The sequence below is a fragment of the Catellatospora sichuanensis genome, from assembly GCF_007483665.1.
In the GTDB taxonomy this organism is placed as follows: domain Bacteria; phylum Actinomycetota; class Actinomycetes; order Mycobacteriales; family Micromonosporaceae; genus Catellatospora; species Catellatospora sichuanensis.
This window is the reverse complement of sequence record NZ_VIQO01000011.1, coordinates 101,572-122,295: the sequence shown is the minus strand read 5'-3', so window position 1 is coordinate 122,295 and position 20,724 is coordinate 101,572. Positions and strand designations below refer to the sequence as shown.

At 72.4% G+C, this 20,724-nt stretch carries 20 protein-coding genes; 7 read left to right on the top strand and 13 right to left on the bottom strand.

Translation table 11 applies throughout. The features are described 5' to 3' along the window. Positions 1 to 8: 8 nt before the first annotated feature. The 6 genes from FLL47_RS22255 to FLL47_RS22230 all read right to left on the bottom strand — a co-directional run bounded on the left by FLL47_RS22255 (position 9) and on the right by FLL47_RS22230 (position 5,210). A complete protein-coding gene (locus FLL47_RS22255) occupies positions 9 to 395 on the bottom strand; it encodes a DUF488 domain-containing protein (protein ID WP_144122498.1) in 387 nt (128 codons plus the stop codon). A 155-nt stretch (positions 396 to 550) separates the two neighbouring features. Continuing rightward, positions 551 to 1,891, bottom strand: coding sequence for a TolB family protein (locus tag FLL47_RS22250; protein ID WP_144122497.1), 1,341 nt, complete (start codon positions 1,889 to 1,891; stop codon positions 551 to 553). Continuing rightward, entirely contained in the window at positions 1,884 to 2,354 is a 471-nt protein-coding gene (locus tag FLL47_RS22245; RefSeq protein ID WP_246158418.1) for a sigma-70 family RNA polymerase sigma factor, read from the bottom strand. The genes FLL47_RS22250 and FLL47_RS22245 overlap by 8 nt, the downstream gene beginning before the upstream one ends. A gap of 108 nt (positions 2,355 to 2,462) precedes the next feature. Continuing rightward, positions 2,463 to 3,365, bottom strand: a complete 903-nt coding sequence (locus FLL47_RS22240) for an acyl-CoA desaturase (protein ID WP_144122691.1) — start codon at positions 3,363 to 3,365, stop codon at positions 2,463 to 2,465. Between the two features lie 166 nt (positions 3,366 to 3,531). Continuing rightward, positions 3,532 to 3,735, bottom strand: a complete 204-nt coding sequence (locus tag FLL47_RS22235) for a cold-shock protein (RefSeq protein ID WP_120322455.1) — start codon at positions 3,733 to 3,735, stop codon at positions 3,532 to 3,534. Between the two features lie 263 nt (positions 3,736 to 3,998). Beyond that, positions 3,999 to 5,210 carry an aminotransferase-like domain-containing protein gene (locus FLL47_RS22230; protein WP_186315835.1) on the bottom strand — a complete coding sequence of 404 codons (1,212 nt, stop codon included), beginning with the start codon at positions 5,208 to 5,210 and terminating at the stop codon, positions 3,999 to 4,001. Between the two features lie 179 nt (positions 5,211 to 5,389). On the opposite strand from FLL47_RS22230, the gene FLL47_RS22225 reads away from it, so the two are divergent. Further along, on the top strand, positions 5,390 to 6,142 hold the full coding sequence (locus FLL47_RS22225; protein WP_144122494.1) for an SDR family oxidoreductase: 753 nt from the start codon (positions 5,390 to 5,392) through the stop codon (positions 6,140 to 6,142). 31 nt (positions 6,143 to 6,173) lie between these two features. Here FLL47_RS22225 and FLL47_RS43045 read toward each other — a convergent pair whose 3' ends face one another. From FLL47_RS43045 to FLL47_RS22210, 3 genes are all read right to left on the bottom strand, one after another. Next, complete coding sequence (locus tag FLL47_RS43045) at positions 6,174 to 6,665, bottom strand: ribosomal protein L7/L12 (RefSeq protein WP_186315834.1); 492 nt, start codon at positions 6,663 to 6,665, stop codon at positions 6,174 to 6,176. Positions 6,666 to 6,764: 99 nt separating this feature from the next. Beyond that, complete coding sequence (locus tag FLL47_RS22215) at positions 6,765 to 9,101, bottom strand: FtsX-like permease family protein (RefSeq protein ID WP_144122493.1); 2,337 nt, start codon at positions 9,099 to 9,101, stop codon at positions 6,765 to 6,767. Then, complete coding sequence (locus FLL47_RS22210) at positions 9,098 to 9,862, bottom strand: ABC transporter ATP-binding protein (protein WP_144122492.1); 765 nt, start codon at positions 9,860 to 9,862, stop codon at positions 9,098 to 9,100. The genes FLL47_RS22215 and FLL47_RS22210 overlap by 4 nt, the downstream gene beginning before the upstream one ends. Positions 9,863 to 9,970: 108 nt before the next feature. Here FLL47_RS22210 and FLL47_RS22205 point away from each other — a divergent pair, with 108 nt between their 5' ends. From FLL47_RS22205 to FLL47_RS22185, 5 genes are all read left to right on the top strand, one after another. Then, a complete protein-coding gene (locus tag FLL47_RS22205; protein WP_144122491.1) occupies positions 9,971 to 11,200 on the top strand; it encodes a sensor histidine kinase in 1,230 nt (409 codons plus the stop codon). Beyond that, positions 11,194 to 11,829 carry a response regulator transcription factor gene (locus FLL47_RS22200; RefSeq protein WP_222106153.1) on the top strand — a complete coding sequence of 212 codons (636 nt, stop codon included), beginning with the start codon at positions 11,194 to 11,196 and terminating at the stop codon, positions 11,827 to 11,829. The genes FLL47_RS22205 and FLL47_RS22200 overlap by 7 nt, the downstream gene beginning before the upstream one ends. Before the next feature lie 218 nt (positions 11,830 to 12,047). Continuing rightward, positions 12,048 to 12,806, top strand: a complete 759-nt coding sequence (locus FLL47_RS22195) for a DUF4184 family protein (RefSeq protein ID WP_144122490.1) — start codon at positions 12,048 to 12,050, stop codon at positions 12,804 to 12,806. Between the two features lie 595 nt (positions 12,807 to 13,401). Then, complete coding sequence (locus tag FLL47_RS22190; RefSeq protein WP_144122489.1) at positions 13,402 to 17,430, top strand: ALF repeat-containing protein; 4,029 nt, start codon at positions 13,402 to 13,404, stop codon at positions 17,428 to 17,430. Then, positions 17,423 to 17,776: a hypothetical protein gene (locus tag FLL47_RS22185; protein ID WP_144122488.1), complete on the top strand. Its 354-nt coding sequence runs from the start codon at positions 17,423 to 17,425 to the stop codon at positions 17,774 to 17,776. Before FLL47_RS22190 ends, FLL47_RS22185 begins: the two co-directional genes overlap by 8 nt. Before the next feature lie 103 nt (positions 17,777 to 17,879). Here the strand turns inward: FLL47_RS22185 and FLL47_RS22180 are convergent, their stop codons facing one another. Then, positions 17,880 to 18,131, bottom strand: a complete 252-nt coding sequence (locus tag FLL47_RS22180; RefSeq protein WP_144122487.1) for a transcriptional regulator — start codon at positions 18,129 to 18,131, stop codon at positions 17,880 to 17,882. An 86-nt stretch (positions 18,132 to 18,217) separates the two neighbouring features. Between FLL47_RS22180 and FLL47_RS22175 the strand changes: the two genes are divergently transcribed. Continuing rightward, entirely contained in the window at positions 18,218 to 18,868 is a 651-nt protein-coding gene (locus FLL47_RS22175) for a hypothetical protein (protein WP_144122486.1), read from the top strand. 26 nt (positions 18,869 to 18,894) lie between these two features. Here FLL47_RS22175 and FLL47_RS22170 read toward each other — a convergent pair whose 3' ends face one another. From FLL47_RS22170 to FLL47_RS22160, 3 genes are read right to left on the bottom strand one after another with little or no spacing between them, the layout of a single operon-like run. Then, a complete protein-coding gene (locus tag FLL47_RS22170; RefSeq protein WP_246158416.1) occupies positions 18,895 to 19,644 on the bottom strand; it encodes a hypothetical protein in 750 nt (249 codons plus the stop codon). Positions 19,645 to 19,674: 30 nt separating this feature from the next. Continuing rightward, positions 19,675 to 19,995 carry a hypothetical protein gene (locus FLL47_RS22165; RefSeq protein ID WP_144122484.1) on the bottom strand — a complete coding sequence of 107 codons (321 nt, stop codon included), beginning with the start codon at positions 19,993 to 19,995 and terminating at the stop codon, positions 19,675 to 19,677. A gap of 31 nt (positions 19,996 to 20,026) precedes the next feature. Then, positions 20,027 to 20,689 carry a hypothetical protein gene (locus FLL47_RS22160; protein ID WP_144122483.1) on the bottom strand — a complete coding sequence of 221 codons (663 nt, stop codon included), beginning with the start codon at positions 20,687 to 20,689 and terminating at the stop codon, positions 20,027 to 20,029. Positions 20,690 to 20,724: the final 35 nt, after the last annotated feature.

Below are 20,724 nucleotides of genomic sequence, written 5' to 3'. Positions count from 1 at the left end.
GTGCCGTGTCACCCCTCGGCGGTCAGGTGCCGGGCGAGCACGTCGACGTGGCTGCCGGGGAACTCCTTCACCGCCGTGAGCAGGGTCACCGGTCCCTCGCGCAGGGCCCGGCGCAGTCCGGCCAGCGCCTGCTGCGCGGCGGGGTCGTCGAGTTCGGCGTCGTAGCGGGTCACGAACTCATCGTGGCGCTCGTCGGGCGCCTCGTGATACCAGCGCCGCAGCTCGTTGGACGGGGTGAGTTCCTTGGGCCACTGCGCGATCTCCGCCCGCTCCTTGGCCAGGCCGCGCGGCCACAGCCGGTCCACCAGCACCCGCAGGCCGTCATCGGGCGATGGCGGGTCGTACACGCGGCGCATCCGCAGGTTCGCGGCGGAGTGGGCCCGTCTTGTCGGCATACGCCCATTGTCGGACGGCGCGGACCCGCCGGGGGCCGTATGCGGCCGGTGTCGCCGCGCCGCGTGTCGGCCGCAGGCGATGTCCGCCGAGCGGCGTCATGCTGCCCGCCACACGCGCCCGGCCATCGCCGGACCGGCTCGACACCCTTGACGCGCTAGCGGCTCCGCAGCCGGAAGATGCGGCGCACGGCGAGCGCCCCGACGGCGAGCGCGAGCACGGCCAAGGTGGCGATCGCCCAGGCCGGCCACGGGCCGCGGGCCGGGGAGACCGGTTCGACGGAGGCGGCGGCGATGAGCCGTGCCGCGGTGCTCGCACCCGTCGAGTGGGTGAGCAGGCCGCTGTCGAACGTGCTCAGCACGTCCACGCTGCCCGAGGAGAGGTCGACGGTGGCGATGCCCACGTCCTCGACCCGGGCGAGCAGCACCGTGGGGGAACGCCAGCCGAGCAGCCAGGCCCGCTCCCCGGGGATCGGCACCGGCGGCCGGACGTCGCCGCCGTCGGTGAGGCGGACCACGTGCGCTGCGACCGGCGCGCCCGTGCCGGTGAACAGGACGGGATCGCCGTCCGGCGTCCAGCCGCCGAAGAGCGAGCCTTCGGGTATACGCATGGTCGAGGTGATCGCGCCGGAGGCGTCGACGACGGTCAGCCAGGAGGTCGGCGCGCTGCTGTTGCGGTCCTGCACCGTCGGCACGCCGAGACTGCCCGTGGCGGAGAACTGGACCGTGCTGCCCAGCGGGTCGAACACCACGTCGGGCAGCGTGGTGACCATGCCGGTGTCGAGGTCGAGCACGGCCAGGGGGTATCCGTCCGAGCTCTGGAAGCGGTCGCCCACCCGTTCGGCGGTGTCCTCCCGGGCCAGGGCGAGGCGGCGGCCGTCGGGCGACCACGCCTTCAGCTCGTAGGCCATCGGGGCGGGCAGCGGGTAGTCCCGGCGCTGCCCGGTGACCAGGTCGAGGACGGGGATCTCGGTGGCGCCGCCTCGGTTGTCGCCGACCGCGGCGTGCCGGCCGTCGGGGGACAGCAGCGCCTCGGCGGGGCTCCACTCCCCGTCCGCCTCGGTCGCGCCGCGTTCCTCGGCGAGGTCGACCCGGCGGTACGTCCGGCCGTCGGCACCGACGACGACCACCTGGGTCAGGCCGAAGAACGATCCGATCACCCGCTGTCGCAGCACGGCGATGCCGGGCTGGTGCAGCGGCGCGTCGGACAGGGAGGCGGTGAGCAGCGACATGGCGCCGAACTCCTGCGGCAGGACCGGCGCGCCGTCCGGCGTGCCGGGGCCTGCGGCGCCGTCACCGCCGCGCAGGCCGGGGACGAAGGCCACGGCGGCGATGACCGCGGCCGCGACGGCGACCGGTGCCAGGCGGCGAGTCCATCGCCGCGGCGTCGGTGCCGGGAGGAAGGCTGTGTGTTCCAGGGCGGGCTCCTCGGCGATGACCCGGACCGCCGCCCGTACCCGGTGCTCCAGTTCTGCGCGCGTCGACGGCGTCTCACTCACCGAGGAACTCCTTCATGGTGGCCAGCGACCGGTGCAGCATCGACTTGACCGTGCCGAGTCGGCAGCCCAGCGCCTCGGCGATCTCCGACTCGGGCAGGTCGAGGTAGTAGCGCAGGAACACGGCCGCCCGCTGGCGGGGACGCAGCCGGCGCAGCGCGGCCCGCACGGCGGTGACATCGGCGTACGCGGGCTCGTGGCCATCGGCGAACACGGTCGTGTGACGGCGTTCGAGCACTCTGCGCCGCACCCAGGAGGTGCACCGCGAGATCACCGCGCGGCGCAGGTAGGCGGCCGGATGGTGCACGTGGGCACCATGCCGGTACCACGTCGCGAAGACCTCCTGCACCACCTCCTCGGCGGCGCCGAGGTTGCCCGTCGTCAGGTAGGCGAGCCGGACCAGCCCGGTGTACTCCTGCGAGTACACCGAGGCGAACGCCGCCGGCTCGATAAGGGTCGCCTGCACCTGCACATCCTGCTGGGCGCACGACCGGGCCGAAAGGTTCCACGCGTTTCGGCGCGGACCGCGTAGGGCGGCGTGCTCGTTCGCCGGCAGCCGCCTACGGCAGCGCGGTCAGGCGCCCGTGACCGCGCGCTTCGCGTCGAGCCGCTCGGGCACAGGCCAGCGCACGTCCCGGGCCAGCCGGAGCTTCTCGAAGATCCAGATGAGCCTGGCGGCGGGGTCGATCTGGCCGCGCAGCACGCCGTGGCGGGCTCCGGTCGGATCGGCGTGGTGGGAGTTGTGCCAGCTCTCACCGAAGGACAGGATCGCCAGGGGCCAGAAGTTGGTGGCCCGGTCCTTGCTGACGAAGGGCCGGTCGCCCACCACGTGGCAGATGGAGTTCACCGACCAGGTGACGTGGTGCAGCACGGCCATCCGGACCAGCCCGGCCCAGAAGAAGGCGCTCAGCGCGCCCGCCCAGGTGCCGGTGACCAGGCCGCCGACCAGGGCCGGTGAGAGCAGGGACACCGCGACGAGCGGGCCGAAGAGGCGGTCGACCACCTGGATGTCGCGGTCGGCGACCAGGTCCGGGGCGAACCGGGCCCGGTTGCTCACCTCTCGCCGGAACATCCAGCCGATGTGGGCGTGGAACAGGCCCTTGAGCACCGCGGTGACGCTGGTGCCGTAGCGCCACGGGGAGTGCGGGTCGCCTTCGCGGTCGGAGAAGGCGTGATGGCGGCGGTGGTTGGCGACCCACTGGGTCGGCGAACCCTCGACCGCGAGCGACCCGGCCACGGCCAGCGCGATCCGCAGGCCGCGTCGCGCCTTGAACGATCCGTGGGTCAGGTGCCGGTGATACCCGGCAGCGATGCCGAAACCGCTGATCAGGTACGTGGTGATGGCAAGAGTCAGGTCGACGCCGGACAGCCCCCAGCCCCACGCGACCGGGATGGCGGCCAGCAGACCGATGAACGGGGTTACCACGAAGATCCAGATGGCGATCGCACCTGCCCTGGTCTGCGGCGCGGCGAGCATCGGTTTGGGTTCGTTCACGGTGCGGGGGACATCGATGCGGTCGGCGACCGCAGGCGGACTGGTTGCGCCCATGCGACTCCTGTCTGAGATCCGGTGGTGGGGTTCGTGCCGCGGAAAGCGACACGGCCGGGAGCCCAACGGGTTCCCGGCCGTGATCACGACTTACTCAGAGGACGCGAACGCCCGCTGCCTGCGGACCCTTCTGGCCCTGCACGATGTCGAACTCGACCTTCTGGTTCTCTTCGAGACTACGGAAGCCGTTCGACTGGATCTCGGAGAAGTGGACGAAGACGTCGGCGCTGCCGTCGTCGACGGAGATGAAGCCGAAGCCCTTGTCCGCGTTGAACCACTTCACGGTGCCCTGTGCCATGTTGTCTCCTCCTTGGGAGTTGGGGTGCCGCACTCTGCGGCAACCCCTAGCCGTTTGTCCCAGCGGCAACATCTGCCCCAAGAGGAAGACGAAACCACCCGCGCGACCTGATCCAGCGGGTGTCAAGAAGATCGACTACTGAACACGCGAAATCACGACCTGGATCAACACAACTCTCCCACGTCGGCTTCTATTCCCGGCGGGCGGTCTCCACCCTTCGGGCAAAAGGCCGTGACCAGGGCAGATGTGACGCCCGCCGCGGCTCAGCCGCCGCGGTGCGGGTCGTGCGCCGGTTCGGGCCGCCCTGGCGCACGCTGCCGTACGGTCTCCAACGCCAGCCCTAGCCGGGCGGCGGCCTCCTGCAGCTCGCCGGGCGGCAGCATCGAGAACGACAGCCGGACGGCGCGGTGGCCGTCGGCGCCGTCGGCGAAGAACCGCCGCCCCTCGACGTACGCCACCCCGTGCGCTTCGGCGACCGGCGCGAGCGAGGACGCCGTGATCGGCGACGGCAGGTCCGCCCACAGGAACCAGCCGCCGGCCGGTGCCGAGAGTTGCAAGTCCGGTGCGCAGGTGCGCAGGCCGGCGACCAGCGCGTCGCGCTGCGCGGCGTAATGCCTGCCGGTGGCCGCGACGTGGCTCTGGTATGCGCCGGACCTGCCGAAGGTCGCCATGGTCAGGGCAGTCGTATGGTTCACGCCGCCCCCGCTGTTGATGTAGCCGAGGCCGGTCAACCGGCGTACGAAACCTCCCTCGGCGTTGATCCATCCCAGCCGCAGCCCGGGCGCGACGGTCTTGGCGAACGTGCCGAGCCGGATGACCGTCCCGCGTTCGGCCAGGCTCCACAGCGACGGCGGGGCCGGACCGTCGTAGGCCATCTCGCGGTAGGTGTCGTCTTCCACGATCGTCAGCCCGGCGCGTCGCGCGAGGTCGACGAGTTCGACCCGGCGCTCGTGGGGCAGGCAGCGGCCCGTCGGATTGGCGAACGTCGGCACGATGTACAACATCGGAACGCGACGCCCGCTGCGGGCCAGCCGTTCCAGCAGCTCCGCCGTCATGGCCGGATGCACACCCTGGTCGTCGGTCGGCACGCCGACCAGTTCGGCACCCTGGTCGAGAAGGGTCCGGAAGGCCAGGTGGTAGGTCGGCGAGTCGACCAGCACGACGTCACCGGGCCTGACGAGCAGGTCGGCGACCAGCGCGAGTCCGTGTGAGGCGCCGTTGGTGACGAAGACCTCGGACGGCTGGGTGCTGCCGTGGTCGCAACCGCCCAGGTGGTCGGTCAGCCACTCGATGAAGGGGCGCGGCCCCGCCGCGGCCCCGTAGGTCAGGGCCTGCCACGCATGTTCGCGCAGCGTCGTCTGGCCGGCCTCCAGCCACTGCTCGACGGGCAGCAGCTCGGGCCGCGGATGACCCCAGCCCAGGTCGAGGATGCCGGGCCGGGGCCCATACTGAATGACCGCGACGGGGTTGTCCACACGGCCACGATACGGGCACCGTCCGTGCAGTGATCATTCTGGACCCGAGCCCGCCGGTGATGGGCGCTGACCTGCACGCCTTCCTCCACGAGCGGGCTCTTTCCCCACTAGAGTCGTCGCTGGGCAGGATCCTCGCCCGCCTGTCGGCATCATGATCCCGCACCGGCCGAGGGGGAGTCGTGGCCACCACATCCGCAGCCCAGCGCGAACCCGCGCTCGCCGGGCAGACTGTCGTCGTGATCGGCGGCAGCGCCGGCATCGGGCTCGAAACAGCCCGGCTGGCCCGCGCCGAAGGCGCCGACGTCGTCGTGACCGGCCGCGACCCCGGACGCCTCGAGCAGGCCGCGGCCGAACTCGGCGCGCTACGCAGCGCGGCGTTCGACGCCACCGATCCGGCCGCTCTCCAACAGTTCTTCCAGGACCTGCCGACACCGGTCGACCATGTGATGAGCACCGCAGGCCGCCCGTACTACGGCCTGCTGGCCGACATGGACGTCGAGCAGGCACGCCGCTCCTTCGACGAGCACATGTGGCTGCCCATCAACGTGGCACGGCTGGCCACCGGCCGGGTCCGGCCCGGCGGCACGCTCATCTTCATGGGCGGCACCGGCTCCCGCCGCCCGCATCCGGGCCTGACGATCGCCGCCATGGGCACCGCGGCGCTGCCTGCCATGACAGCCAACCTCGCCCTCGAACTCGCGCCGATCCGGGTCAACCTCATCGCCGCCGGGTTCGTCGACACGCCACTGTCCGCGCAGCTGCTCGGCGCGGACCTCGACGAGCGGCGCGAGCAGCTGCGGGCCACGCTGCCCATCCGGCGGGTCGTCGGACCCGCCGACGTCGCGGCGCTCGCCGTGCACCTCATGACCAACACCGCGCTCACCGGCGCGACCTATGACATCGACGGCGGCCAGCAGCTGCTTCCCGGGTGACCGCGGGGAGGACCACCCGGCCGGGTGCGGCTCAGAGGGCGTCGACGACGTCCTTGGCCTCGCGCAGTCCCATCCCGGTGTGCTGACGTACCAGCTTGATCGCTTCGATCGGTCGGCCCTGCAGTTTGAGGTTGCGGGCGTTCGCCATCAGCAGCGGGCTGACCGGCTGCCCGGTCTTCGCCGCCATTCCCGTGGGCGGCAGTGACGGCGTGCCGCCGGCCGCGATCAGTTCGACGGCCCTGACCGCATCGGCGAGCGAGACCCCCGTGGCGTCGCGCCAAAGCTTCACCGCGGGGATCTTCTGGCGCTGGTTCATGAGCATCCGCACCTGCTGCACCAAGGCGTCCGCACTCGGCGCGGGCGCAGCCGCGGAAGCCGTCCGGGTCGAGCGGGCGTGCTCGGCCTCCCGGGCGGCCATCGCGAACCCGAGCAGATCCGTCGGGTCATGGCGGCGTCGCCGGGCCAGCAGCAGGCCGATGACGGCGAGCAGCAGCACGATGACGGCTATCAGGATCCCGGTCATGCGCACACGCTACCGGGCGGCCGCCCGTGGCCACCGGCCCGCGAGCGGCCCGCGTCGGGACGTGGGCCGCTCGCCGTGCAGCCGCCGGAGCGGCGGTCGTCACCGCGCCTGGTGACGCCATGCCCTTCTGGTCACCGTCAGCGATGCGACCACCGCGACGACAGCCGTCGCCAGCACCGTCGCCGCCGTCACCGGCCAGTGCAGCCGCAGCGCGACCGGCACGCCGACCTCCTCTTCCAGCCCTGCTGCCATGCCCAGCAGCGGAAGGACGGTCACCGCCAGGCCGAGCCCCGCACCCAGCGCCACCACCAGCAGCACCTCGGCCGCCGCATGGCGCAGCGCCTGCCGTGGCGTGGTCCCGGCGCCGCGCAGCACGGCCAGGTCCGGGCGCCGGCCCTCGGCGGACATGGCCATCGTGTTGACGACCGCGATACCCGTGTAACCGACCGACAGTGCGATCAGCACCGTCGCGAACAGCCACAGCAGCCGGCTGTCCTCGCCGCTCTCGCGGTCGGCGTACGCCTTCGCGTCGAGCACCTCGACGCCGGGCAGCCCGGCCAGTGCGGCGGCGTCCACCCCGACCACCGCCGCGGCCAGCGCGGACGGGTCATGTCGGCGGACCAGGTCCCGCGGCAGGATCAGATCGTCGTCGACCTGCCCGTCGGGCGTCACCCTCGCGATGGTCAGCCGCTCGGTGAGCCCGTCGGCGAAGACCACGGTGACGGTGTCGCCGATCCGGACGCCGAGCGCGTCGGCTACCCCGGCCGCCACGCTGACCGGGCCGGTGGCGGTGCCGAACGCGGCGATGGACAGGCCCTCGGCGTACACCCGGCTGGGCAGCACCGCCCGGCCACCCGCGGCGAGTGCGGCGTCGGTCAGGCCCGGGGTGCGGTCGGGGACGGCGACGGTGATGCCGGCCAGCTTCGCGGCCTGACCGGCCGGATACGCCTCCCGCATGGTGGAGACCATGCCGGACAGCAGGACCGCGAACCCGACGGTGGCGATCACCGGGGCGGCGGTCGCGGCGGTGCGGCGGGCGGCGGTCAGCGACTCGGCCCGCACCAGCATCGGTCCCGCCCCGCGGGCGGCCCGCAGCGGCCAGGACACCAACCGCACCAGCGGCGGCAGCAGGACCGGCGCCAGCAGTGCCGCGGCGGCGGTCAGCGCCATGGCCGCGAACAGCGCGGCGTTCACCCGCTCGTCGGCCGCGGCGGTGGCGGTGCGGGCGGCGAGGAAGCCGCCGAGCACGAACGCTCCGCCGCCGAGCAGCCAGCGGCCCGGCCCCATCGCCCGTGCTTCGACCGCGGCATCCCGTAGCGCGGCCATGGGCGGCACCTTCGCGGCGCGGCGTCCGGCCGCGTACGCGCCGACCAGCGCGACGCCGACGCCGACGGCGACCGCCGCGAGCACCGGCAGCAGCTGGAGCCGGACCTCCAGCCCGGGATCGGCCAGGCCCCACCGCACCAGCAGCCGACCCGCGGGTCCGGCCGCCGCGGTGCCCAGCAGCGCCCCGGCGATGCCACCGGCCGCTCCGACGAGCAACGCCTCGCCCAGCACGATGCGCCTGATCTGGCGCGGCGTCGCGCCGACGGTGCGCAGCAGGCCCAGCTCACGCCGCCGCTGCGCGACGTTGAGGGCGAACGTCGACGCGACGACGAACACGGTCACGAACACGGCCAGGCTCGCCATCGCGATCAGCAGCTGGGTGCCCAGCCAGCGGGTCTTGGCCTGCTGCACCGGTTCCAGCGCCGCCCGCTGCTCGCCGGTCGCGACGACGGCACCAGGAGCTGCCTCCCGCGCGGCAACGGCGACGGCGGCCGGATCCGCACCAGGGCGCAACAGCAGCCCGATCACCGGCACACCCGGCGACAGCCGCGCCGCGGCATCCTCGGACAGGTAGACGCCCGGCCCGCCGACCAGCCCGGTGACGGTCACCTCGGCAGGGCCGCGGGCGGTCAGCAGCGTGGTGCGCGCACCGACCGCGAGCCCCGTCGCCGCGTCCGCGGCGACCTCCCCGTCGGCGTCCGGGGCCACCCCACCGACCAGGGGGTACGCCCCCAGCGCGGCACTGGACCAACCATGTCCGGCCGCGGCGTCCGCGGGATCGCCGACCGGAGCGCCGTCGACGACGAGCTGGGCGTAGAACGACCGGTCCGGCACCGCCGCCGCGACCTCCGGCAGCCCGGCCAGGCGCTGCGCCAGTGCGACGGCGTCCGGGCCCGCCCAGGGGCGTACGCCGCTGCCGACCCCGGCCGCGTCCGGCGCGACCGGCCCGTGCACCAGCACCGGCGCGGCGGCCAGCCGCTGCGGCGTACGCGGCATCGCCGAGACGTGCACGAGCAGCGTCATCGCGATCAGCGCGACGCCCAGGGTGAGACCGGCGAACGTGCCGGCCAGCGACGCGGCCCGGCCGCGCACCGCCGCCAGCGCGATCATCGCTGCTCCATGCGTGCCATCAGGCCGGCGATCTGCTCGGCGCGGCCGGGCACCCGGGCGGCACCGCCGAGCCGGTCGGCGACCTGCCCGTCACGCAGGAACACCACCTCGTCGGCGTACGAGGCGGCGACCGGATCGTGGGTGACCATCACCACCGTCCGCCCGTGCCCGTCCACCGCGGTCCGCAGCAGGCCCAGCACCTCCCGCGAGGCGGCCGTGTCCAGCGCACCGGTCGGCTCGTCGGCGAAGACCACGTCCGGGCGGGTGACCAGCGCACGGGCGATGGCGACGCGTTGCTGCTGCCCGCCGGACAGCTCACTCGGCCGGTGTGCGGCCCGGTCGGCCAGGCCCACCTCGGCGAGCGCGGCCCGCACCGCCGCCGCGGCCGGACGGCGGCCCGCCAACCGCAGCGGCAGCTCCACGTTCTGCGCCGCCGTCAGCGACGCGACCAGGTTGAAGGCCTGGAACACGAAACCGATCCGCTCGCGGCGCAGCACGGTGCGCCGGTGTTCGCTGAGCCCGCCCAGGTCCACGCCGCCGACGCGGACCGTGCCCGCGGTGAGCCGGTCCAGGCCCGCGGCGCACTGCAGCAGGGTGGACTTGCCGGACCCCGACGGGCCCATGACCGCGGTGAAGGTCCCGGTCGGGAAGGCCAGCGTCAGGTCGTCCAACGCGGTCACGGGCTGGGCGCCGGTCCCGTACACCTTGCGGGCGCCGACCAGCCCGACCGCCTCGGCGACGGGCGAATGTGTGATCGTCATGCCGACCAGTCCACCGCCCCGGCCGGGCCCGCGCATTGGCGCAGACGGGACCTCACAGGTAGTGCGTGCACTACCGTCACGAGATCAACCGGCGGGTACCGTCGAGCCGTGCACACGCGTACCGCCTGGCAGGCCCTGGCGCAGCGGCCGCTGCGGTTCCTGACCTCCGCCTGGCCGTGGCGCTCGCTGGCCTACCTGGTCTCCGGGGTGCTCGTCGGCGGCCTCGTCGGCACGGTCGTGCTGCTGCTGGCCGCGGCCGGGCTCGTCCTGCTGATCGTGCTGGTCGGCGTGCTGGCGATCCTGGCACTGCTGCTGTCGGGCATCTACGTCGCCCGGTTCGAGCGCTGGCGACTGCGCCTGGTCGACCTCGACCCGGCACCCGACCCGCACCAGCAGCCGACCGGGCCGGGGCCACGGGCCTGGCTGACGACCCGGCTACGCGAACCCGCGACCTGGCGCGAGCTGGGCTTCACCGCGCTGTCCCTGGTCGGGCTGTGGTGGATGGATCTCGGTGTGCTGTTCGGCGCGCTCGCCGTGCCCGTCATCGTGATGTGGTCCCCGGTCGACGATTCGGACGTGTGGGGCCTGGCCGTCCTCGGCTTCATCCTGCTGCTGCCCGCCCCGTACACCATCACCGCCTGGGCCGGGGCCCGCGCCGCGTTCACCCGCGCCGTGCTCGCACCGCGCGACGACGAACTCGGCGCGCAGCTGCGCGAGGTGCGCGCCTCCCGCGCCCGGCTGATGGACGCGTTCGAGCTGGAGCGCCGCCGCATCGAACGTGACCTGCACGACGGTGCACAGCAGCGGCTGGTGTCCCTGAGCGTGCAGCTGGGCCTGGCCGGCCTCGACGCCGAACCGGGCTCGCCCGTCGCCCGGCACCTGGCCGCCGCGCAGGAGCAGGTCGCGCTGACGCTGCAGGAGTTGCGCGCGCTGATCCGCGGCGTCCACCCGCAGGTGCTGACCGACCACGGCCTCGCCGACGCCGTCGGCGAGCTGGCGACGCTGTCGCAGGTGCCGGTGAGCGTGGACATCCGGCTGCCGCAGCGCCTGCCGCCGCCGGTCGAGGTGACCGCCTACTACGTGGTCGCCGAGGCGCTGGCCAACATCGCCAAGCACAGCGGCGCGGGGCGGGCCGAGGTGACCGGGCGGCTGCACACCGACCTGCTCGTACTGGAGATCCGTGACGACGGCACGGGCGGGGCGGATGCGACCGCGGGCAGCGGCCTGGCCGGCCTGGCCGACCGGCTGTCCGTCCTGGAGGGCCGCATGCGCCTGTCCAGCCCGCCGGGCGGGCCGACCCTGCTGCACGTGGAGGTGCCGTGCCACTCCGGATCGTGATCGCCGAGGACAGCGTGCTGCTCCGCGAAGGCCTCACCAGCCTGCTGGAACGCTTCGGCCACACCGTCGTCGCGGCTGTCGGCGACGCCCCGGCCCTCGTCGCCGCCGTGACCGCGGACCGCCCCGACCTGGTCGTCACCGACGTACGGATGCCGCCCGGTCACAGCGACGACGGCCTGCGCGCCGCCGTCACCCTGCGCCAGACCGACCCCGACCTGCCCGTGCTCGTGCTCAGCCAGTACGTCGAGCAGTCCTACGCCGCCAAACTGCTCGACACCGGCGGCGGCCACGCCGTCGGCTACCTGCTCAAAGACCGCGTCGGCGCCGTCGCGGAGTTCGCGCAGGCGGCCGAGCGGGTCGCCGCCGGAGCCACCGTCGTCGACCCGGAGGTCGTACGCCAGCTGCTGCGCCGCCGGCAGGATCCCCTGCAGCGGCTGAGCCCCCGCGAGCGCGAAGTCCTGGAGCTGATGGCCCAGGGTCAGGCCAACGCGGCCATCGCCCGCGGCCTGTTCGTCACCGAAGCGGCCGTCAACAAGCACGTCAGCAGCATCTTCACCAAGCTCGACCTGCCCCCGGCCGGTGACCAGCACCGCCGGGTCCTGGCCGTGCTCGCCTTCCTGCGCGCGTGACCGTCGAGCCGCCCAGGCCATGACGTCCCGCTTGGTGTGTTCCGGGGTTCGGACGCGGCCTGGGCCGACCTTTGCGCCCGCCTCGTGGACACCGCTGCGGCACGCGCGTGGACGCCGATTCGCCTAGGCTGCGGATCGCTCCGCCTGCCCTGGTACGCAGCGGACTCCGTTGGCGCTCCGCCCGAGTGTCTGGGCATCCAGGAAGGATCCGATGAGCAATGCCCTTCACCGCAGGCCATCCAGCCGCCGTCCTGCCTCTCGTCCGTAGCGGTCTGCCCGCCTCGGCCCTCGTGATCGGCACCATCACCCCCGATCTGCCGATGATGCTGCCGATCCCGGACGTGGTCCACTTCGCACACACCCCGCTGGGCCTCGTCACCGTGGACCTGATCCTCGGCACGATCGCCTTCGTCCTGTGGCAGGTGTTCTTCGGCCCTGCCGCGATGGCACTCGCGCCGCGCGCGGTGGCCTCCCGCATTCCCGAAGACGTGCCCAGGGGACTGGCGTTCCACCGGGCCCACTGGGATCGCGTGGCCCGTGTGCTCGCAGCGGTGCTGACAGGTGCCGCGACCCACCTCATCTGGGACGGCGTCACCCACGACTGGATGTGGGGACCGCAGTACATCCCGTGGCTGGCCTCGCAACACGGCTCGCTGACGGGATGGCAGTGGGTGCAGCGCTTCAGTGACGTCGCCGGGACCGCGATCGTCGCCGGATGGCTGATCGCCTGGTGGCACCGCGCGCCCAAGCGCGCTGAGGTCAGTGTGCTGCCGCTGCGGACCCGCGTCGCGGCATGGTTGGTGATCCTGTGTCCGGCCACTGTCGGCTTCGTGTACTGGCTGCTCACCGACTCGCTGTTCGCCGCGTTCGCCCGAGGCGCCGGGCCGGGCACCGTCGGCCTCGTCGTCGTCACCGCGATCTGGTGGGTTCACGCGCGGCGAACGCGCGCCGAGGTGGACGTCACCGAATTGAATTGATCGAACACGATCGCGCCGACCCGTCGATCGATGGATGTACATCCAGGTGGGCGGCTCGCAAAGCGCGCCCAAACCCTGGTCGCTGCTCTCCTGAACACCTCGTCACACCGATGTGGACGGTCGTCGTTTCATCCTGAAACGATGGCCGTCGCTCTTTACAGGAGCGTTGTTCGGTTCTAGGGTTCGACTGCCGCAACTGCGATCCCACGGGGGGACATGGTGGGTGCTGAGCCTGCTGCTGCCATCGGCATGTCGGTCCGATACAGACGGCGCGCCGCTTCGGCCTGTCGGCGAGAGCGCCATCATGGGCGCACCGCCGCGCGTGGCCCAGAGTCCGCGGAATCCTCCCGTTCGATGATCGTCGGCACCGCTGTGGCGGTTTCGCCCCGAAACAGTCTCCTCACCGGCACCTGCCGGTCGTCGATCGGCTGTGCGCAAATCCGAATCCGGCGTGAAGTCGGTCTCGGTCAGTGTTCCTGCAAGTTCCCACGGGGGATCGGAGAGAACGTTGAACCTGTCGTCTGAAATTGTCGTCGCACATCGACGGCGCCCGGCGATAAGCCGGGCGCTGGTCGCCACGCTGACGGTGTTGTCGATGCTGTCGGTGTTCGTCCAGCCCGCACCGGCGCGGGCCGAGGAGGAACCCGGGCCGGTGGACCGCACGCTCGTGGTGTCGGCGTGGCAGCTGGGCGGTGGGCAGGTCCGGGCCGCGGCCGCGGCAGCGCTGCTGGGTACCGACGCCCAGGTGCGCGAGTTCCTGACCGGTGGGCTGCAACTGGCACAGAAGGGCGACGAGCGCGACACGCTCGCCGGCGTGATCGGCGAGGGCGGCCCGGCCGTGCGCGCCGCGGCACAGCAGGCTCTGGCCGCCGCCGATGCGGGTGACCAGGACGCCATCTCCGAGTTCCTGTCCAGCGGATGGCAGGGCCCGGCGGACATCGACACCCGGCTGACGGTCAACCAGCTGATGACGGTCGGCGGTCCGCAGGTGCAGGACGCCGCGCAGGACGCCCTCGACTCCGAGGATCCGGCGGTGATGGAGAAGTTCCTGGACTCGGGCTGGCAGGTGCAGTGGCAGACCGACCAGCGGCTGCGGGTGAACCAGGCGATCTCCACCGGCGGTCCGCAGGTGCGTGCCGCCGGTCAGAAGGCACTGGACGCGGGCACGCCGGAGGCGATGGAGGCGTTCCTGGCCTACGGCTGGGCGGTCGCTTCGGCTCGTGACGACGAGGTCGCGACGCTGACTGAGGTGCTGGCGCAGGCGCAGGCCGCGGGCGAGCTCGCCGCGCAGGAGACGCAGCAGGCGACCCAGGAGGCGGATCGGGCCAAGCAGGCCGCGGACGCGGCGAAGCGGGCGGCTGCCGAGGCGGCGGCGGCGACGGAGGCCGCGCGGAACGACGCGGAGGAGGCTGCGGCGCACGCGCGGCGGGCCGCGGTGGCTGCGGACAAGGCGGCGCAGGCGGCGAAGGTCGCGGTGCAGGCGGCGGCTGCCGCGAGCCGGGCGGCGCGGGCGGCGTCGACGGCGGCGTCGCGGGCTGCCGCTGCGGCGGCGAAGGCGGGCCAGGCGGCGGCGCGGGCGTACAAGGCCGCGGCGGACGCGGCCACGGACGCGGGCAAGGCCGCCGCGGCGCGGGCTGCGGCACAGGAGGCGAACTCGATCGCGTCCCAGGCACGGGAGTTCGCGGCAAAGGCCGAGCAGGCCGGCAAGGCGATCCAGGCGGGCATGGATGCGGTGAACGCGGCCAAGTCCGCGGCGCAGAACGCGCTGGCGGCGGCTGCGGCCAACGAGGACGCGGTCCGGCACGCCAATGCCGCGGGCGCGAACGCAGCGGAGGCTGTCGCGGCGGCGCAGCGCGCCCGCGCCAACGCCGAGCGGGCGCTGCGCGCGGCGCAGGCGGCCGAGAACTACCTGCGCATCGCGATCGACGCCGCATTCGCCGCCCGCGACGCGGCGCGCCGGGCTGCCGCCAATGCCGATGCGGCGGCAGTCGCGGCGGTCTTCGCGGCCGATCACGCCGGTGATGCGGCAGAGGCCGCGAGCAGGGCGACCGAGCACGCCAACGCCGCGACGGCGGCGGCGCAGGACGCGGTGAACGCGGCGTCGCAGGCGGTCGCGGTGTTCGAGGCCGCCCGGGAGGCCGACGCCGAGCGGCTCGCGGTCGTCCGGGATCAGGGCCTGGAGGCGGCGCAGGCCGCGAACGTGCAGTACGAGGCGCAGAAGCGCCAGGCCGACTGGGACGTCGAGCAGGCGACCAAGCGCAGCGCGGAGACCAACCAGCTGCTCGCGGTCGCGCAGAACTCGGCCACGCCTCCGGCCGAGGCCGTCACCGCGGCGCGCAAGGTCGCGCTGGCGCTGGCCGAGGGCCCTGGCGGATGGACTCAGCAGGCCGCGCTGGCCGCACTGGGTGATGACGACGTCCGGGTGCTGGAGTTCGCGCGGACCGGCGTAGCCGCCGCAGCGGTGCAGGACGACCGGCACGCGGTCATGAACCTCGCCGTCACCGACAACGCAGCCCTGGCCACGGCGGCGAAGACCGCCCTGGCCGGCAATGACACCCAGGTCCGCACGTTCCTGCGGACGCAGAACTACACCGGCCGGTACGCGCAGGAACGGTTGAAGGTCAACCAGATCCTGGCGGCGGCCAACGCAGCCGGTGACGTGGTCCTGGCCCAGGCCGCACAGGCGGCGCTGAACGCCGAGACCCTGCAGGCGCTGCGGGACTTCCTCGACTCCGGCCAGTACACCGCGGCCGCGACGGGGGAGCGGGTGCGGGTCAACCAGGCCGCAGCCGCGGGCGGGCCGGAGATCAAGGCGTCGGCACAGATCGCGCTCGACGGGCCGCCCACGGCGCTGCGGGAGTTCCTGAGCACCGGGCAGTACTTCGCGGCGGAGCGGGACTACGAGGGCGCGGCCCACCTCGCCGTGGTCGGCGGCCTGCTGGAGAAGATCAACCAGATCGCCGAGACGGCCGTGCAGAATTCGCTGCTGGCCCACGAGGTCGCCGCACGGGCCCGCAACGACGCTGCCGCGGCAGCCGGTTACGCCCAGCAGGCGGTGGCGTCGGCCGAGCAGGCGGCGTTGTACGCGGCCAAGGCGCAGGCCTACGCGGTGGAGGCCGCACAGTCGGTCGACAAGGCCGCCGCCGCGGTGAACACGGCCAGGGCCGCCGCGGTACGTGCCAACAACTCGGCCCGTAACGCGGTGCGGTCGGCGTCGTGGGCGATCGCCTCGCACCGGGTCGCGATCGAAGCCGCCACCGAGGCGCACGCCTCGGCGAAGCGCGCCTACGATTCGGCGATCGCGGCAGGGCAGGACGCCGAGGCCGCCATCGCCGCGGCCGAGCAGGCGTTCAACACCTACAAGCAGGCACAGGGCCTGGAGATCGCCAAGTGCCACACCGAGTACGTCGCCGGCCCGGCTTCCGACCTGGAGAAGCTGCTCGGCGGCAGCCCCGGTGAGTTCTACCGCAACTGCGTCCGCAACGTCATCGCCGACCCGGGGGAGCTGGCCACCCGCGCCTACACCAATGCCGCGCTGTGTGCGATCTACCCCGACGGCAGCCAGCTCTACCAGAACTGCATCCACTCCACCCTGGACCCGGCGTTCCGCGGCATGCAGCCGCTGATCTTCTTCGCCGAGGTCGTCAAGGGCCTGACCGCGACGCTCATCCCGGTCGGTGCGACCGCCGCCGTGCTGTGCATCGCCACGGTCGTCTGCGGTGCCGTGGCCGGCACGCTGCTCACGATCGCCGATGTCGGCATCAACGTGTTCAAGCTGATCAACGGCGATCAGTCGCTGGCGCAGACACTGCTGAAACTCGGCCAGGTCGCCCTGGAGACTTTGCTGCTGGCCGGGGTCGGCAAGGTCCTCAGCGCCGGTTTCAAGGCGCTCAAGGCCGTCTACGTCACCATGCGCAACGCCAAGAAGGCGCAGATCGAGCTGCAGACGCTCACCGTGATCAAGCTGGTGGTGCTGGGGCCGGCGGCTTGTCTGACGCGGCCCAATGCGGCCCCGGCGGCGATGACATACGGCTCCAGGGTGACGACGACCGGTCTCGCCACCGGGTCGGCTCGTACGGCCGTCGCGAACAACGTGGTCTACACCGCGAGCGCCGCGAGTACGCCGCCCAACAGTGCCGATTGCCGGCTGGTCCTCGGCATCCACCAGCCCGGCGAGGACCTGGCCACGTTCCTGAGGGGTTACACCTACAACGACCCGGCCCTCAGGGTGGTGGAGATCGGAACCGTCAACGGTGTCCCTCAGGCGAAGTGGATGAGCGCGGTCAACGAAGCGTTGAGGTCGAACTCGAAGATCGCCGTGGCGTTGGACGGCTTCGACAACATGAACGCCGGGACCGTGGCGGACGCGAAGGCCGCCTACATCGAGGCGTACCGGCTCGGCAAGATCGCATTCCTGGGCGGGGAGTGGAAGGCGACGCCTTGGGAGATGTTCCGGATCGGATTCTTCTCCCGGAGAGGGTACCTGGACTGGGGCAACGTAGACTGGTACTTCGGCACGACCAAGATCGACCTGCCTGAGCCGAGATGGTTCAAGGACAAGGACGGCGAGTGGTGGCCGCAGTATCAGCACGAGAACGGTGAGTGGTGGCCGGAGCATGTCTGAGTTGTTCCAGTCAGAGCGGCATTTCAAGGTCTGGGCCTACTCGGTCAGCCACTGCCGGCTGCTGCTGCGAGCCACGAAAGAGGGCGGACTGCCTTCCCGGATCGACCTCTACTTCAGCGGGGTGGACCGCATGCTCCTGCGGCCCCACTACCAGGGCATCCGGGTCGCCGTAGCCGACCCGCTGGAGGTCGAGGAGTACCACCGGAGGTTCGGGGAGATCCCGCCGAGGTACACGCTGTTCACGCTGGAACCGGACCTGGCAGGTTTCGTGGTCGCGGGCATCATGCAGTCGCATGAGGACGAGGGCGGGTTCCAGGATCCGTCGTTCTTCGGCCGCTTCGACTAGGCCCGAGCCAAGTCCCGCGGAATGACGAGGAGGCCGGCTGAAGAATCCTTCAGCCGGCCTCCCGCATCCAGCGGCAGTGAGCCACCGCGTCCGGGGAGTGCACTCAGCGCCGACGCATGAACGCGTAGACCTGCCTGCCGGTCAGTTCGGACACGTTGACCAGGTCCCAGCCGAACCGGTCGAGGATCTCCACGGCGGCGAGCAGCTGGGTGACGCCCTCACCCGCCGCCATCAACTGCGACACGATCGCCAGGTGCCGGTGGGGGTATGCGCGCAGGTCGGCCCTGTTCTCCAGCACGGTCCGCGCGCTGATCATCCGTTTGTGGGCCACCAGTTCCGGAGTCTCGCTCGACATACCAGAACCCTACCTACGGACGCGGTGCCTTGCCTTCCGTCGTGTGCGGGGACGACACATCGACGAGATCCGGTAGTTTCGGGGGCGTGGTCTTCCGTCCTGTTCGCAGCACGTCCCTCGCCGCCGCCATCGGGGCGCTCGCGATCGTCCTGCCGACCGCGGCGTGCACCGACCGGCCGGCACCGGCTGCCACGCCCACGACCGTAGCCACGTCCCGATCCGCGCCGACGACGCCCAGTCCGGCCGGCCCGCGGTATGAGGCCGGTGTCGTCGGCCTGTGCGCGAGGACCGACCTCACCCCGCTCGCCGACCTGTCGCTCAAGGTGAAACGTACTGATCCGGCACCGCCGCCGTCCGGTCCCGGCGAGGCGTGCCTGTTCGAGATGGCCACGTCGGACGGGCACATCGCCAGCCTGCGGGTGGAAGCGGTGGCGCTCGCCTCGGTGGCCGACGCCGAGCGGCTCTACCGGGCCGAGCGGGCGGTGACCCGGATGACGCCGGACGGGCCGGTCGACGGGATCGGCGAGGTGGCGGAGGCGTTCACGATCGAGACCGAGCCGGGCTTCAAGTACTCCGAGTACAAGATCCACGCGCGGAGCGGGAATCTGGTCGTCGAGGTGTGGCTGGCCGTGGGCGGCAAGGCCTTCACGCCGAAGCCGACCCTCGCAGAGGCGACCGCCGCGGTCGCCGAGTCCACCTTGGGCGTCGTGTCGCAGGCGTGGCGGGTGGCGTCCTGACCTGTGCGGCCTCCGGCGGCGCGGCGTCAGCCGCGGACGGCCTCGGGCCACCTCCCGCCGGGTAGCTTCGAGTGGTCACCGACCTGCGTGGCCAGGTCCCTGACGTTGCCCAGCGCGTCGACGAACCGCTCACCGATGCTGAGCAGGTTGTTCAGTCCGTCCTCGACGAGGTCGCCGGCGGATTCGGCGAGGGTGTCGATGGCCCAGGGGATGTCGATGACGGTCGTCGCGTCGACCGCCGCCTGGGTGAGCTTGCCCGCCAGACCCGTGACGATCTTCGCGAGTTCGACGGCGTAGTCGACGTTGGCCTGCGCGATCTTGAACAGCCACTGGCTGATGAACTCGGCCTTGGCGACCGTCTCGTCGACGGCGGCCTTCTGCTTGCCGGCCTTGTCCCGGTAGGCGCCCGCCGCGTCGCCGGTCCACTTGGCGAGGTTCTCGTTGCGCGGTTCGGTGGTCGCGAAGGACAGCTCCGACACGGGGCCCTTCACCTGGTGGACCCACTTGAAGCTGGTGGTGATCAGGGAGAGCACCGGGAGCTCGTGGTCGAACGCGTACCGGACCCGGTCCATGATCTTCTGGAGTCCGTCCCGGACGGCGTCGAGATTGTTCTTGATCCACCACAGGGCCGCCCCACCGAGCAGCCAGGCCCAGTCCTTCACCTGATCGACGATCTTGTTGAACTCGTCGATCGCCTTGTCGAGGCCGGTGCGGATCTCCTCGAAAGCCTTGCGGAACGGCTCCCTGTACTCGATGTCGGAGGTGGGTGGCGCCATGCCGATGTCCTTCCCGGGGGCGTGCCAGCGTCAGGCGCTGTAGATCTGGTTGAGGTCGAGGGAGACGATCGCGTCGGCCTTGTCGTACTCCTTGGCGATCTTGACAAGCGCGCCGGCGAGCTGGTCGAACTCGACCACCGCACCGCTCAGGACGGTGACCATGAAGTCCTGGAAGTCGTGGTACGCCTGCGAATGCACCAGCGCGTTCAGGTCGCCGATGAAGAACGCGGTCACGCCGAGCTCCAGACTGTCGGCGGCGTTCTTGACGGGAGCCACCTGGTCGGACAGGTCCCGCCACTTCGCGGCCTCGTCCAGCAGCGCGTCGGTGACGACGGTTACCTCTGCACCCATGACCCGTCTCCCTTCTCGGCCGTGTCGGCGGTCATGCCGGTTCGTCGTGCCGGGCGGCACGGAACACGGCCAGGGCCTCGGTGCGCAGCTGCTGCGGGTCGGCCTCGCGGATCCGCCGGGCATCGCCGCTGACGGCGGTCACCTGGCGACCTCGGCACGTCGCGGTCAGCAGACCGTGCGGGCTCGCGACGCGCCGCACGCTCTCGCCCTCCGGCCGCCCGCGCTCGAGGCGGTGCAACGTGTCGTCGAGTTCGCGCAGCGTGTCCCAGACCGTGGCGAGCCACACCTGGGCGTCGGCCGGCGGCTCGGGACTCGCCGTGCTCGTTCCGCGGGTACCGGGACGCCGCCGTAGGCCTCCGTCCTGTTCGGACGCGGCGAATTCGCGCAGCGCTGCCGCATTCACCGTCTGCGCCAGTGCGGCGGCGTACGCCTCGAACAGCGCGTCCGCGAACGCGTCGGGGTCGACGTGCTCGCGCCAGTTCCGGGTGACCTCGACGTCGTCCACCAGACCTTGCGCGCTGGTCGTGACCCGGATCGCCCCTGACGCCGCCACACCCTGACGCCGGTCGGCGGGCCCGGGCTCGCCGTCGGCCGCCAGTTGCTCGGCGCGGGCACGTTCCCGGAGCTCGTCGTCGTCGCCCAGGAAGTCGAGGCTCGCCAGGGCCAGGTCGTTGCCGTTCGCGTACGGTGACAAATCGCGCTCCCCGAAATGGTGCGGCCAGACTCATC